This is a genomic window from Kluyvera fluvialis (genome assembly GCF_059725275.1).
The window spans coordinates 4899942-4914979 of the sequence record NZ_AP046142.1; the positions used below are offsets into that span (position 1 = coordinate 4899942).

The following is a 15038-nucleotide window of genomic DNA, read 5'->3' on the forward strand; positions in this document are numbered from 1 at the left end:
CCGGCGTGACCGCAGAGCGGTGCAACAGCCGGTTGCGCAGCCACTTTTGACGCCGCGACAACCGTCGTAGTTTAACGAATAACCACACCAGATAACATACAACCAAAAGGGTTATAAGCAGGACTGGCAAGCCAATCGAGTGCAAACGTTAGTTTCCACCTTTCAGCAGGCGCATCATGTCTTCTTTGCCCTCGTCTTCCTCTTCTTCTTCGTCATCATCATAAGAGAGGCCGAGTTGTTGCATCAGCTCGTCAATTCTATCCAGTTTGGCGTCAACCCAGCTTTGCTCTTCAGCATTCAGGGTTTCGCCCTTTTCCAGACGTTCCAGCAGCGCGTCCAGGCGCTCATCGTTCTCCAGCAAATCAAGCTCAGCCTGCGGTGAAAGCATAGGTTTCTCGCTCTTTGGTTTATGCTGCTTCACGACTGGGGTATCAGTAACACCCAGCGCGATAGGTTTTTTACTGCCAATACGTGGATCTTTTTGCTGTTTCTGATTGTTAGAACCGGATGCGCCCTGACCACCGCTCGCGCGGCTGCCCGCCGAGTGACCACGGTGCTTTTTGTCGCGTTTACGATCGCGGGCTTCCTGGTTTAACTCTTCACGTGTTTTACGACGCTGTTTACCCGGTGCTTTGCTGCGTGGTGCAGAGGTTGGTTTTTTCATGATGTAATGTCTTTAAGCCGTTTTATTCAGTATAGAATTGAGCCGGAATCTAGCAGAAAGCAAACAAAGAAAAAAGGCGACAGAGTAATCTGTCGCCTTTTTTCCTGACTCACAACCCGTTACGGGTTCTACATTCCGTGTTTGCCTACAACGCGCCCTGTTTGTCCGTTAGCTTAATAACAGTCCCTGTTATTGTTCCCTTTCCCTGTTAAACGTCTCCAAGACGCTTGTCTTCCTGACTGATTCCGTTGGTCCTCGCCTCCTGGCGCTCCCGACCCCTCATCCTGAGTCATCATCCTTCTGGCATCCTGCCGATGAGCGTTACTTTACCGCATTCCATTAAACTCACAAGCAGCGAAGCGGTAGACGTTCTGCATGTGAGACACGCCGGATAAAATTAACAACATGATTTAAAAGGAATTCAATAGTATTCACTCCAAATTATCACGTGGATTTCGCAAAGAAACTATGGCAAATGTCTTACAAACGAAAGGGCATTGGCTTACAACCAATGGGTACTGAGGAAAACCAGCCTTTTTTTACCGTTAGGGTATAATCGCCCCCATTGCCTGATTTCACGGAGACGACCGCTTTGACTAACTGGAACTATCAACTGACGCACTTTGTGACCAGCGCGCCAGATATCCGCCACTTACCTTCCGATACCGGAATCGAAGTTGCATTCGCCGGCCGCTCCAACGCGGGGAAATCCAGCGCCCTGAATACACTCACCAACCAGAAAGGCCTGGCGCGTACTTCAAAAACGCCAGGACGAACCCAGCTCATCAACCTGTTTGAGGTCGCTGAGGGTAAACGTCTGGTGGACTTGCCAGGCTACGGCTACGCGCAAGTTCCCGAAGAGATGAAAATCAAATGGCAGCGAGCGCTGGGTGAATACCTGGAAAAACGTCTGTGCCTGAAAGGATTAGTCGTGCTGATGGATATTCGCCATCCGCTGAAGGATCTCGACCAACAAATGATCGAGTGGGCCGTCGCCAGCGAAATCCCTGTTTTAGTGCTGCTGACCAAGGCAGACAAGCTGGCAAGCGGCGCGCGTAAAGCCCAGTTGAACCTGGTGCGGGAAGCGGCATTAGCCTTTAACGGCGACGTTCAGGTTGAGGCATTTTCGTCACTGAAAAAGCAGGGCGTGGATAAACTACGTCAGAAACTGGATAGCTGGTTTAACGATATTCCGCCACAGGAAGAACCTGAAGCAGCAGAAGAGTAAGCATCTCGCCTATGTAGCCTGATGGTACAACGCTTATCAGGCCTACATATCAACTTACTGATATAAAACAGATTAATTGGCTAAGTTTAGCAAGACTCCGGCTTGGCTAATTTTCTTTCGCCCAATAAAAAACGCCCCAGTCATTACTGACTGGGGCGGCTAAAATATTCAGCCAAATCCGATTACGTGAAGTAAAAGGTCTGAAAGATAGAACATCTTACCTCTGTACCCTACGCGATTAACTCTACTCTTTTTTACTTCTGACAGAAAGCACTTTTTGTAGTTTTTTTTCACTCGTTACATAACAAATTCTAATATTCATCACAAAATTAGATAAGTTATGTTGCTTACTTACATAAAAGGACATTTATAACTGGTTCCTTAATGCGCTTGATCCCAGTTTTCGCCGCTGCCCACTTCCACCAGCAACGGTACGTCCAGCGTGGTACTGTTTTCCATCAGCTCATGGACTTTTTTCGCGACCGCATCCACGTCATCTTTATGCACTTCAAACACTAATTCATCGTGCACCTGCATGATCATTCGTACACGCGGCTTCTCACCTTCCAGCCACTTATCGACGGCTATCATCGCGCGCTTGATAATGTCTGCCGCCGTCCCCTGCATCGGGGCGTTAATTGCCGCACGTTCCGCCCCAGCGCGGCGCGCACCATTGCTGGATTTGATGTCTGGCAGGTATAAGCGACGGCCATCAAGCGTGGAAACATAACCCTGATCTTTCGCCTGCGCACGGGTGCGCTCCATGTATTCCAGCACGCCAGGGTAACGCTCGAAGTACAAATCCATATACTTCTGCGCTTCTTTACGCGGAATGTTCAACTGACGCGCAAGGCCAAAGGCGCTCATGCCGTAAATCAGGCCAAAGTTAATCGCTTTCGCGCTGCGGCGCTGTTCGTTGGTGACACTCTCCAGCGGCAGGCCAAACACTTCCGCCGCCGTTGCGCGGTGGATGTCCTTACCTTCGGCAAACGCCTTCAGCAGACCTTCATCACGTGACAGGTGCGCCATAATACGCAGTTCGATTTGCGAATAGTCCGCAGAAACAATGACATAATCTTGCGGTGCAATAAACGCCTGACGAATACGACGCCCTTCCTCATTACGCACTGGGATGTTTTGCAGATTTGGATCGGTAGATGACAGACGCCCGGTCGCCGTCACCGCCTGATGATACGAGGTGTGTACACGCCCCGTTTTCGGGTTAATCATCAGCGGCAGTTTATCGGTATACGTCGATTTAAGCTTTGCCAGCCCGCGATACTCAAGAATGACTTTCGGCAGTGGGTAGTCCAGCGCCAGCTCTTCCAGCACCTCTTCCGACGTCGATGGCGCACCGCCTGGCGTTTTTTTCAGGGGTTTAATGCCCTGTTTTTCAAACAGAATCGTTTGCAGCTGTTTCGGCGAGGAGAGGTTGAACTCTTCACCCGCGATTTCATACGCCTTCTGCTCCAACTCAACCAGACGTTTGGCAATTTCCTGTGAGTGAGCATGTAGCACCGCCGGATCAATCTTCACGCCGTTGCGCTCAACACGCGACAGCACTGGCACCAGCGGCATTTCAATCTCGTTGAAGATACGCAGCGGCCCTTCATGTTTCTGCAATTTTGGCCACATTTTCAGGTGCAGTTGAAGAGTGACATCGGCATCTTCTGCCGCATAACGGCCAGCTTCTTCCAGCGCAATCTGGTTAAAAGTAAGCTGGTTTTTGCCCTTACCGGCAATCTCTTCAAAAGTGATGGTTTTATGCTTCAACCAGCGGTCAGACAGGCTATCCATATCATGACGCCCGGCGACGCTATCCAGCGTGTAGGATTCCAGCATAGTATCAAACGCGATACCGCGCAGCTCAATGCCATAGTTGGCGAGAATACCGCGATCGTACTTGAGATTTTGCCCCACTTTCAGCAGGCTTTCGTCTTCCAGTAGCGGTTTGAGCAGTTCCAGTACACGCTCACGGGCGATTTGCTCCGGCGCATCGAGATAATCATGGGCAACCGGAACGTACGCCGCTACACCGGGTTCGATAGCAAACGATAGGCCAACCATATTGGCAGAGATATTATCGAGGCTGTCCGTTTCCGTATCAAATGCAAACAACGGCGCTTTCTTCAGCTTTTCGATCCACGTCATCAGCGTTGCTTCATCCAGAATGGTGACGTAGTTTTCTGCCGATAGCGTAGCGGCCGCGTCTTCCTCTTCAGGCTCAACGGCTGCGGCTTGCTTTGGTTTCGCCGAAGGCTTGCTGCCCTTCGCCTGCATCCAGGTGCCAGACTCCACATCGGTGATCCAGCGCTTAAATTCGTACTGTTTAAACAGTGCTAACAGTTGATCCGCTGCCGGTGGCTCCACGGTAAGCTGATCGCAGGTTAGCTCCAGCTCAACGTCCGTTTTGATAGTTGCCAGCTTATAAGAGAGGTAGGCCAGGTCTTTGTTCTGCTCAAGCTTCGCCGCCATGGTTTTTGCGCCACGGAAGGTTAACCCGGCAATTTTTTCCGGCTCACCATACAGCGTATCCAGGCCGCCAAGACCTTGCAGCAGCGCCTGCGCCGTTTTCTCACCCACGCCCGGCACGCCAGGAATGTTATCCGATGAGTCACCCATCAGCGCGAGGAAATCGATTATCAGCTCCGGCGGAACGCCATACTTCGTCACCACTTCATCAGGGCCAAGGATGGTGTTGGTCATGGTATTGATAAGCGTAATACCTGGCGTAACCAGCTGCGCCATGTCTTTATCACCGGTACTGATAAGCACCGCTCGACCCGCTTTTTCAGCTTCACGCGCCAGCGTACCGATAACGTCATCCGCCTCAACGCCGGAAACCGCAAGCAGCGGTAAGCCCATCGCCTTCACCATGGTATGCAAAGGTTCAATTTGCGCGCGCAGGTCGTCCGGCATTGGCGGCCGGTGAGATTTGTAATCCTCAAACAGTTCATCACGGAAGGTTTTCCCTTTCGCATCAAATACCACCGCAGCGTGGGTGGGCTGATACTGGAGGATCAGGCTGCGCAGCATATTCAGCACGCCATACATCGCGCCTGTTGGCTCTCCTGCGCGATTAGTCAGCGGAGGGAACGCGTGATATGCCCGATAGAGATAAGAGGAGCCATCTACGAGGATAAGTGGATTTTCAGGGATCTGAACCATAATTTCCGTGCCTGTTTATCAGATTATGGATAAAGGATGCCACAGACAGCATGAAAACATGAATTTTTCGCCAAAATAACGCGAAAAGATTTAGAGATCCGCGCGATCGCACGCAAAACAAATTGTGGATAAGTTTGTGAATAGTTTTATTTTACTGATAACAATGAATATGTAACGTACAATTAAATGAAAAATAGTCATTTACTTTCAATTGGTTACTTGAAGATCACATTAAGAAAAAACGATCTGGTGATAATTCACACTATGTGGATAGACATAACGGCATTTTTTCTATTCTGCTAAGACCCATCATTTGGCGCGTTTTCTGGTAAAATCCGTTTCTTGTGCCCTTTTATATGCGCACGTTAAATAACTAACTATCTGAATAAAAAAACTATGTCGAGATTGCTCGCTGCGATAACGCTGCCCATAAGTATCGCACTCACCATTTTACTGACCATTTTATGCTCCGTACCGATTATTCTCGCCGGTCTTATTAAACTCATTTTACCGGTTCCGGTCATCTGGCGTTCTGTCTCGGTATTTTGCAATTTCATGATGTACTGCTGGTGCGAAGGGCTGGCCGCACTTCTGCATCTCAACCCCTGGCTGAAATGGGATATTCAGGGGCTGGAAACGCTAAGTAAGAAGAACTGGTATCTGCTTATCTGCAACCATCATAGCTGGGCGGATATCGTAGTACTGTGCGTTATTTTCCGTAAGCACATCCCCATGAATAAGTATTTCCTCAAGCAGCAGTTGGCTTGGGTGCCATTTATGGGGCTGGCCTGCTGGGCGCTGGATATGCCATTTATGCGCCGCTATTCCCGTAGTTATCTGATACGCCATCCAGAAAGACGCGGAAAAGATGTCGAAACAACCCGCCGTTCTTGTGAGAAATTCCGCGCACATCCCACCACTATTGTGAATTTTGTCGAGGGCTCGCGTTTTACCCCAGAGAAACGGCTACAAACGCGTTCACCGTATAAGAACTTGCTGCCACCAAAGGCCGCTGGCATTGCAATGGCGCTGAATGTGCTGGGGGCGCAGTTTGATAAGTTGCTGGATGTCACGCTGTGCTATCCAGAAAACGACAGTACGCCGTTCTACGATATGCTGAGTGGGAAGTTGACGCGTATTGTGGTGAAAATCAATCTGCGCCCTATTGAGCCAGATTTGCACGGGGATTATGTCGGTGATAAAAACTTTAAGCGCCGTTTCCAGCTCTGGTTAAATACGCTGTGGGAAGAGAAAGACCAACAAATTGAAGCAACGAAAGCAGAATACAAAAACGCCGGTCAATGACCGGCGTTTTCCTTTTTTATTTCTTCTCAATGAGCTGTTTAACAGTATCAGCATACTGAGCCACAAAGACATCCATATTGCTGGTGTCCATACCCTGTGGGTTCAGTTGGTATTTACCGTTAACAAACATCGCTGGCACGCCTTGCAGTTGCATATCCGCAGCCGCTTTTTCTTGCTGAACAACCAGTGATTTCACGACAAAGCTGTTCCAGGCCGCATCGTAATCTTCACCCTTCACGCCAGCGTCAACGAAGACCTTACGGATATCAGCAACGCTTTGAACGGACTGAGTTCTCTGTACGGCTTCAAACATCGGTGCCGTAATCTTGTCTTCAACGCCCAGTGCGATTGCTACAGCCCACGCCTGAGTCAGATCTTTGCCCAATGGGCCAAGGAACTCTACGTGGTACTTAATCATTTTGGTGCCTTCAGGAAGTTTTTTCTTCACGCTGTCAGAAACGTGCAGTACTTCCTCGAACTGATAGCAATGCGGGCAGTAGAAGGAGAAAAACTCCAATACCTGCGGCTCACCAGCAATCGGTTTATCAATAGTAACGTACTGTTTGCCTTCGGTAATCTGAGCAGCAGATGCGCTGAATGCCAGAATCATACCTGCCAGCGCAAGCCAAACCTTTTTCATAACTCACTCTCTCCTGACTGTGTCGAATTAATACATTGGCGTTAGCTGAAGAGGGGGTTCATGTAGAACCTTTACCTGCTCAACAAAAGTAGCAATCTGCCGATGCCAGAAATCTTCCCCAGTTAACCAGGGAAAATTTTTCGGAAATGCAGGGTCATCCCAACGCCTGATAATCCAGGCAAGATAATAAACCAACCGCATCGCACGTAAAGGCTCTATCAGTGCCAATTCGTCTGAATTAAAGCGACTGAACTCTTCATAGGCCTCAACGATCATTTCAAGCTGCATACGTCTCTCGGCAAGAGAACCATTCAGCAACATCCATAAGTCCTGAATCGCGGGGCCGTTACGCGCGTCGTCGAGATCGACAAACAGCGGGCCATCGCGCCAAAGGATATTCCCTGCATGGCAGTCGCCGTGTAAACGCAGCGAGTCAAAACGCCCGTGCCACAGCCCCATCACCGCGTCAATCAGGTCATCAGTAGCTTGCAGGTACTTGTCTTTTAAACCGGCAGGGAGCAGCGCTGAGCGCTCAAATACGGCTCGCGGTTCAATAAGATACTCTTTAACGCCAATATCAGGACGAGCAGTAAAGTGAGATTTTCGCCCTGTCTGGTGCAGACGGCCAAGGTAACGCCCGACCCATTCCATTTGATCCAGGTTATCGGACTCAAACTGGCGGCCACCGAGGCTTGGGAATACGGCAAAGTAGAAACCGTCATGAATCAGCAGCGTTTGGTCATTAAATACGATAGGCGCGGCAACAGGAACATCGTCCTGTACCAACTCAAGCGCGAACTGGTGCTCTTCAAGAATCTGGGCAGCAGACCAGCGCTCAGGGCGATAAAACTTCACCACCATGCGGCGACGGTCTTCATCCTGAAACTGGTAAACCCGGTTCTCGTAGCTATTTAGTGGGGTGAGACCAGAATCAACCCGGATACCCTGTTCGAATAGGGCATCGATAATGGTATCCGGGTGGAGAGTCTGGAAAGTGAAAGCCTTGTCGTTCATCCTGACATCCGATAACGATACGAATGGTGCAGGATATCATTTCACAGTGGGTTGAGCGGTAGTGCTTACAACCTTTTACTCTTTTATTACGCCACGCGCACGCAGCAATGCAGTTTTGAAGTCTTCTTCATAATCTTTCTGAATACCAGGAATTACCGCGTCTTTCGCGGAGTCGCGCATTTTCAGATGGTAGATCAGAATATCGTCCGTTAGATCGGCCAATTCACCGTCATAACCTGACTCCTTGGCCAATTTCTGCAAAAATTGCAGTAAATTCAGCTCTGGCTCTTTCTGCCAGGCTGGCTGGAGGAGTTCAATAACTTCGTTCAGACGTTTACATTTCATGGTCGTGCTCCTTACGCTTGATAGGGATACGTTAGCAGGGTAAACCACACAATAAAAGAGGCGATATTGGTGAATATAGAGGGCCAGGTAACCGGCGTTGTGTTGGCAGGTGGCAAAGCGTCCAGAATGGGCGGGCAGGATAAAGGATTAATGCCGCTGAACGGCAGCCCCTTGTGGCTGCACGTGGCTGATTGTTTGCGCCCGCAAGTTGATAGCTTAGTAATTAGCGCAAATCGCAATCTGCAAACCTATCAAGCAAGTGGATTACCCGTGATAGCCGATACGTTACCGGGCTTTCCTGGGCCGCTGGCGGGTATTTTATCCGTGATGCGTCAAGCACCTGGAGAATGGTTTCTCTTTTGCCCTTGCGATACACCGTTTATTCCCAACACATTATTTACTCGTTTAGAGGCAAAGCGTAAAGACGCGCCGGTGGTGTGGGTGCACGATGGGGAACGCGATCACCCCGCAGTCGTGCTGGCTCATCGCAGCCTGGCAGCACAAATCGAGGATTATTTGGCTCGAGGAGAGCGCCGAGTCATGGTCTTTATGCGCGAAGCTGGCGGCCATTCGGTAGATTTTAGCGACATAAAAACGGCTTTTCGCAACATCAATACTCTGGATGATTTACAGCGAAATCAGGAGAAGCAATGATCCCGCTATTAGCGATTGCCGCATGGAGTGGTACGGGAAAAACCACGCTACTCAAAAGGTTGATCCCTGAATTATGCCGCCGGGGTATTCGTCCAGGCTTGATAAAGCATACACACCACGATATGGATGTCGATAAACCGGGAAAGGATAGCTATGAATTACGTAAAGCCGGTGCGGCACAAACCCTGGTCGCCAGCCAGCAACGCTGGGCATTGATGACCGAGACGCCGGATGAAGATGAATTAGATCTCGCTTTCCTGGCCAGCAGAATGGATACATCAAAGTTAGATTTAATTCTGGTTGAAGGGTTCAAGCATGAAGAGACAGCCAAAATTGTACTGTTTCGCCAGGATGCGGGGCATAGTCAGGAAGAGCTGGAGATCGATTCCCATGTAATAGCGGTGGCCAGTGATACACCAGTGGATGTTGATGTTCCGCTGCTAGGTATTAATGATATCAATCAGATAGCAGATTTTATCGAGCGGTGGATGCTAGCGTAACGCTAGCGGGCAAATTTGAACACCGTGACGCTGCGCTCTGCAGGCCGGATAAGGCGTTCACGCCGCCTTCCGGCAACGCTGCGCACCGCCCGTCACCGCTGATGCCACGCTTTCTGACCCGTTCCGCACACGCAAAAAAGCCCATCCGGCAGGATGGGCTTCTTCACTAATTGATGCCTGGCAGTTCCCTACTCTCGCATGGGGAGACCCCACACTACCATCGGCGCTACGGCGTTTCACTTCTGAGTTCGGCATGGGGTCAGGTGGGACCACCGCGCTACTGCCGCCAGGCAAATTCTGTTATCAGACCGTTTTTCACGTTCTGATGTTATCTGTATCAAGCTGAATTTCGATGTCTCTTTCGCCAAAACATCTTCGGCGTTGTAAGGTTAAGCCTCACGGTTCATTAGTATCGGTTAGCTCAATGTATCGCTACACTTACACACCCGACCTATCAACGTCGTAGTCTTCAACGTTCCTTCAGGACTCTCAAGGAGTCAGGGAGAACTCATCTCGGGGCAAGTTTCGTGCTTAGATGCTTTCAGCACTTATCTCTTCCGCATTTAGCTACCGGGCAATGCCATTGGCATGACAACCCGAACACCAGTGATGCGTCCACTCCGGTCCTCTCGTACTAGGAGCAGCCCCCCTCAATTCTCCAGCGCCCACGGCAGATAGGGACCGAACTGTCTCACGACGTTCTAAACCCAGCTCGCGTACCACTTTAAATGGCGAACAGCCATACCCTTGGGACCTACTTCAGCCCCAGGATGTGATGAGCCGACATCGAGGTGCCAAACACCGCCGTCGATATGAACTCTTGGGCGGTATCAGCCTGTTATCCCCGGAGTACCTTTTATCCGTTGAGCGATGGCCCTTCCATTCAGAACCACCGGATCACTAAGACCTGCTTTCGCACCTGCTCGAGCCGTCACTCTCGCAGTCAAGCTAGCTTATGCCTTTGCACTAACCTCCTGATGTCCGACCAGGATTAGCTAACCTTCGTGCTCCTCCGTTACTCTTTAGGAGGAGACCGCCCCAGTCAAACTACCCACCAGACACTGTCCGCAACCCGGATTACGGGTCTACGTTAGAACACCAGCCATTAAAGGGTGGTATTTCAAGGTTGGCTCCACGCAGACTGGCGTCCACGCTTCAAAGCCTCCCACCTATCCTACACATCAAGGACCAGTGTTCAGTGTCAAGCTATAGTAAAGGTTCACGGGGTCTTTCCGTCTTGCCGCGGGTACACTGCATCTTCACAGCGAGTTCAATTTCACTGAGTCTCGGGTGGAGACAGCCTGGCCATCATTACGCCATTCGTGCAGGTCGGAACTTACCCGACAAGGAATTTCGCTACCTTAGGACCGTTATAGTTACGGCCGCCGTTTACCGGGGCTTCGATCAAGAGCTTCGCGTTACCGCTAACCCCATCAATTAACCTTCCGGCACCGGGCAGGCGTCACACCGTATACGTCCACTTTCGTGTTTGCACAGTGCTGTGTTTTTAATAAACAGTTGCAGCCAGCTGGTATCTTCGACTGAGTTCAGCTCCACGAGCAAGTCGCTTCACCTACCATCAGCGTGCCTTCTCCCGAAGTTACGGCACCATTTTGCCTAGTTCCTTCACCCGAGTTCTCTCAAGCGCCTTGGTATTCTCTACCTGACCACCTGTGTCGGTTTGGGGTACGATTTGATGTTACCTGATGCTTAGAGGCTTTTCCTGGAAGCAGGGCATTTGTTACTTCAGCACCGTAGTGCCTCGTCATCACACCTCAGCGTTAATAAGGTTCCGGATTTACCTGGAACCTCCGCCTACATGCTTAAACCGGGACAACCGTCGCCCGGCTAACATAGCCTTCTCCGTCCCCCCTTCGCAGTAACACCAAGTACAGGAATATTAACCTGTTTCCCATCGACTACGCCTTTCGGCCTCGCCTTAGGGGTCGACTCACCCTGCCCCGATTAACGTTGGACAGGAACCCTTGGTCTTCCGGCGTGCGGGTTTTTCACCCGCATTATCGTTACTTATGTCAGCATTCGCACTTCTGATACCTCCAGCAAACCTCACAGTTCACCTTCAACGGCTTACAGAACGCTCCCCTACCCAACAACACATAGTGTCGCTGCCGCAGCTTCGGTGCACAGTTTAGCCCCGTTACATCTTCCGCGCAGGCCGACTCGACCAGTGAGCTATTACGCTTTCTTTAAATGATGGCTGCTTCTAAGCCAACATCCTGGCTGTCTGAGCCTTCCCACATCGTTTCCCACTTAACTGTGACTTTGGGACCTTAGCTGGCGGTCTGGGTTGTTTCCCTCTTCACGACGGACGTTAGCACCCGCCGTGTGTCTCCCGTGATAACATTCTTCGGTATTCGTAGTTTGCATCGGGTTGGTAAGTCGGGATGACCCCCTAGCCGAAACAGTGCTCTACCCCCGAAGATGAGTTCACGAGGCGCTACCTAAATAGCTTTCGGGGAGAACCAGCTATCTCCCGGTTTGATTGGCCTTTCACCCCCAGCCACAAGTCATCCGCTAATTTTTCAACATTAGTCGGTTCGGTCCTCCAGTTAGTGTTACCCAACCTTCAACCTGCCCATGGCTAGATCACCGGGTTTCGGGTCTATACCCTGCAACTTAACGCCCAGTTAAGACTCGGTTTCCCTTCGGCTCCCCTATTCGGTTAACCTTGCTACAGAATATAAGTCGCTGACCCATTATACAAAAGGTACGCAGTCACCCCATAAAGAGGCTCCCACTGCTTGTACGTACACGGTTTCAGGTTCTGTTTCACTCCCCTCGCCGGGGTTCTTTTCGCCTTTCCCTCACGGTACTGGTTCACTATCGGTCAGTCAGGAGTATTTAGCCTTGGAGGATGGTCCCCCCATATTCAGACAGGATACCACGTGTCCCGCCCTACTCTTCGAGTTCACAACCTGTGCATTTTGGTGTACGGGACTATCACCCTGTACCGTCGGACTTTCCAGACCGTTCCACTAACACACAAGCTGATTCAGACTCTGGGCTGCTCCCCGTTCGCTCGCCGCTACTGGGGGAATCTCGGTTGATTTCTTTTCCTCGGGGTACTTAGATGTTTCAGTTCCCCCGGTTCGCCTCGTTAACCTATGTATTCAGTTAACGATAGTGCAACGAATTGCACTGGGTTTCCCCATTCGGACATCGCCGGCTATAACGGTTCATATCACCTTACCGACGCTTTTCGCAGATTAGCACGTCCTTCATCGCCTCTGACTGCCAGGGCATCCACCGTGTACGCTTAGTCGCTTAACCTCACAACCCGAAGATGTTTCGTAAAACACCATCGTGTTGCGAAAATTTGAGAGACTCGAACACACCGCTTATCTGTTCTTATTACGGAGAACAGACACAGTGTGTCGTTTCAATTTTCAGCTTGATCCAGATTTTTAAAGAGCAAATATCTCAAACAAGACTCGTGAGTCTGTTTTGAGATATGACGGTCGGCGACTTTCACTCACACATACCAGCAAGTGGCGTCCCCTAGGGGATTCGAACCCCTGTTACCGCCGTGAAAGGGCGGTGTCCTGGGCCTCTAGACGAAGGGGACACTGAAGTCTCAATCGCAAGACGCCTTGCTATTTACTTTTCATCAGACAATCTGTGTGGACACTTCAACAAACGTTTCTTTAAGGTAAGGAGGTGATCCAACCGCAGGTTCCCCTACGGTTACCTTGTTACGACTTCACCCCAGTCATGAATCACAAAGTGGTAAGCGCCCTCCCGAAGGTTAAGCTACCTACTTCTTTTGCAACCCACTCCCATGGTGTGACGGGCGGTGTGTACAAGGCCCGGGAACGTATTCACCGTAGCATTCTGATCTACGATTACTAGCGATTCCGACTTCATGGAGTCGAGTTGCAGACTCCAATCCGGACTACGACATACTTTATGAGGTCCGCTTGCTCTCGCGAGGTCGCTTCTCTTTGTATATGCCATTGTAGCACGTGTGTAGCCCTACTCGTAAGGGCCATGATGACTTGACGTCATCCCCACCTTCCTCCAGTTTATCACTGGCAGTCTCCTTTGAGTTCCCGGCCGAACCGCTGGCAACAAAGGATAAGGGTTGCGCTCGTTGCGGGACTTAACCCAACATTTCACAACACGAGCTGACGACAGCCATGCAGCACCTGTCTCACGGTTCCCGAAGGCACTAAAGCATCTCTGCTAAATTCCGTGGATGTCAAGAGTAGGTAAGGTTCTTCGCGTTGCATCGAATTAAACCACATGCTCCACCGCTTGTGCGGGCCCCCGTCAATTCATTTGAGTTTTAACCTTGCGGCCGTACTCCCCAGGCGGTCGACTTAACGCGTTAGCTCCGGAAGCCACGCCTCAAGGGCACAACCTCCAAGTCGACATCGTTTACAGCGTGGACTACCAGGGTATCTAATCCTGTTTGCTCCCCACGCTTTCGCACCTGAGCGTCAGTCTTCGTCCAGGGGGCCGCCTTCGCCACCGGTATTCCTCCAGATCTCTACGCATTTCACCGCTACACCTGGAATTCTACCCCCCTCTACGAGACTCAAGCTTGCCAGTTTCAAATGCAGTTCCCAGGTTGAGCCCGGGGATTTCACATCTGACTTAACAAACCGCCTGCGTGCGCTTTACGCCCAGTAATTCCGATTAACGCTTGCACCCTCCGTATTACCGCGGCTGCTGGCACGGAGTTAGCCGGTGCTTCTTCTGCGAGTAACGTCAATTGCTGCGGTTATTAACCACAACACCTTCCTCCTCGCTGAAAGTACTTTACAACCCGAAGGCCTTCTTCATACACGCGGCATGGCTGCATCAGGCTTGCGCCCATTGTGCAATATTCCCCACTGCTGCCTCCCGTAGGAGTCTGGACCGTGTCTCAGTTCCAGTGTGGCTGGTCATCCTCTCAGACCAGCTAGGGATCGTCGCCTAGGTGAGCCATTACCCCACCTACTAGCTAATCCCATCTGGGCACATCCGATGGTGTGAGGCCCGAAGGTCCCCCACTTTGGTCTTGCGACGTTATGCGGTATTAGCTACCGTTTCCAGTAGTTATCCCCCTCCATCGGGCAGTTTCCCAGACATTACTCACCCGTCCGCCACTCGTCACCCGAGAGCAAGCTCTCTGTGCTACCGTTCGACTTGCATGTGTTAGGCCTGCCGCCAGCGTTCAATCTGAGCCATGATCAAACTCTTCAATTTAAGTTTGATGCTCGTGAATTAAACTTCGTAATGAATTACGTGTTCACTCAGAGACTTGGTATTCATTTTTCGTCTTGCGACGTTAAGAATCCGTATCATTGAGTGCCCACACAGATTGTCTGATAAATTGTTAAAGAGCAGTGCAACGCGGCGTTAAGCTCACCGTTGCGAGGTGGCGTACATTACGCTTTCCTCCTTCAGAGTCAAGCGTTTATTTTCGCTTTTCTCTGGCGGCGTTCCCGAAGGAAGCCTTCTGACCCAGCGGCTTGTTTGCCGTTGTTCCGTGTCAGTGGGAGCGCATTATAGGGA

At 50.7% G+C, this 15038-nt stretch carries 10 protein-coding genes, 1 tRNA gene and 3 rRNA genes; 4 read left to right on the forward strand and 10 right to left on the reverse strand.

The window, feature by feature from the left end; translation table 11 throughout:
• Positions 1-148 precede the first annotated feature (148 nt).
• Complete coding sequence (gene yihI, locus AC6I4B_RS23115; protein WP_497768471.1) at positions 149-664, reverse strand: Der GTPase-activating protein YihI; 516 nt, start codon at positions 662-664, stop codon at positions 149-151.
• A 592-nt stretch (positions 665-1256) separates the two neighbouring features.
• On the opposite strand from yihI, the gene yihA reads away from it, so the two are divergent.
• Positions 1257-1892 carry a ribosome biogenesis GTP-binding protein YihA/YsxC gene (yihA, locus tag AC6I4B_RS23120; RefSeq protein WP_497768473.1) on the forward strand — a complete coding sequence of 212 codons (636 nt, stop codon included), beginning with the start codon at positions 1257-1259 and terminating at the stop codon, positions 1890-1892.
• A 168-nt stretch (positions 1893-2060) separates the two neighbouring features.
• Here yihA and spfP read toward each other — a convergent pair whose 3' ends face one another.
• Together spfP and polA are read right to left on the reverse strand one after the other, a co-directional pair.
• The gene (gene spfP / locus AC6I4B_RS23125) at positions 2061-2108 is read right to left on the reverse strand and encodes a small protein SpfP (protein WP_071892919.1); all 48 of its coding nucleotides are present in this window, start codon (positions 2106-2108) and stop codon (positions 2061-2063) included.
• 165 nt (positions 2109-2273) lie between these two features.
• Complete coding sequence (gene polA / locus AC6I4B_RS23130; RefSeq protein WP_497768474.1) at positions 2274-5060, reverse strand: DNA polymerase I; 2787 nt, start codon at positions 5058-5060, stop codon at positions 2274-2276.
• A 396-nt stretch (positions 5061-5456) separates the two neighbouring features.
• Here polA and yihG point away from each other — a divergent pair, with 396 nt between their 5' ends.
• Positions 5457-6365, forward strand: a complete 909-nt coding sequence (gene yihG, locus AC6I4B_RS23135) for a 1-acylglycerol-3-phosphate O-acyltransferase, YihG family (RefSeq protein WP_497768475.1) — start codon at positions 5457-5459, stop codon at positions 6363-6365.
• Between the two features lie 16 nt (positions 6366-6381).
• Here yihG and dsbA read toward each other — a convergent pair whose 3' ends face one another.
• From dsbA to AC6I4B_RS23150, 3 genes are all read right to left on the reverse strand, one after another.
• Positions 6382-7005 (reverse strand): thiol:disulfide interchange protein DsbA, encoded by a 624-nt coding sequence (gene dsbA / locus AC6I4B_RS23140; RefSeq protein ID WP_497768477.1) that lies wholly within the window; start codon positions 7003-7005, stop codon positions 6382-6384.
• A gap of 27 nt (positions 7006-7032) precedes the next feature.
• Positions 7033-8019, reverse strand: coding sequence for a serine/threonine protein kinase (locus AC6I4B_RS23145; RefSeq protein ID WP_497768478.1), 987 nt, complete (start codon positions 8017-8019; stop codon positions 7033-7035).
• Positions 8020-8094: 75 nt separating this feature from the next.
• On the reverse strand, positions 8095-8364 hold the full coding sequence (locus tag AC6I4B_RS23150) for a YihD family protein (RefSeq protein WP_035892297.1): 270 nt from the start codon (positions 8362-8364) through the stop codon (positions 8095-8097).
• A gap of 69 nt (positions 8365-8433) precedes the next feature.
• Here AC6I4B_RS23150 and mobA point away from each other — a divergent pair, with 69 nt between their 5' ends.
• Positions 8434-9018 (forward strand): molybdenum cofactor guanylyltransferase MobA, encoded by a 585-nt coding sequence (gene mobA / locus AC6I4B_RS23155; RefSeq protein ID WP_497768479.1) that lies wholly within the window; start codon positions 8434-8436, stop codon positions 9016-9018.
• Entirely contained in the window at positions 9015-9518 is a 504-nt protein-coding gene (gene mobB, locus AC6I4B_RS23160; RefSeq protein WP_497768481.1) for a molybdopterin-guanine dinucleotide biosynthesis protein MobB, read from the forward strand. The genes mobA and mobB overlap by 4 nt, the downstream gene beginning before the upstream one ends.
• A gap of 175 nt (positions 9519-9693) precedes the next feature.
• Here mobB and rrf read toward each other — a convergent pair.
• From rrf to AC6I4B_RS23180, 4 genes are all read right to left on the reverse strand, one after another.
• Positions 9694-9809 (reverse strand): 5S ribosomal RNA (rrf, locus tag AC6I4B_RS23165).
• Between the two features lie 94 nt (positions 9810-9903).
• Positions 9904-12809: ribosomal RNA gene (locus tag AC6I4B_RS23170) — 23S ribosomal RNA — on the reverse strand.
• Positions 12810-13028: 219 nt separating this feature from the next.
• Positions 13029-13104 (reverse strand) — tRNA-Glu (locus AC6I4B_RS23175).
• An 85-nt stretch (positions 13105-13189) separates the two neighbouring features.
• Positions 13190-14729: ribosomal RNA gene (locus tag AC6I4B_RS23180) — 16S ribosomal RNA — on the reverse strand.
• The 16S, 23S and 5S rRNA genes sit together here with 1 tRNA gene alongside, the layout of an rRNA operon.
• Positions 14730-15038 lie beyond the last annotated feature (309 nt).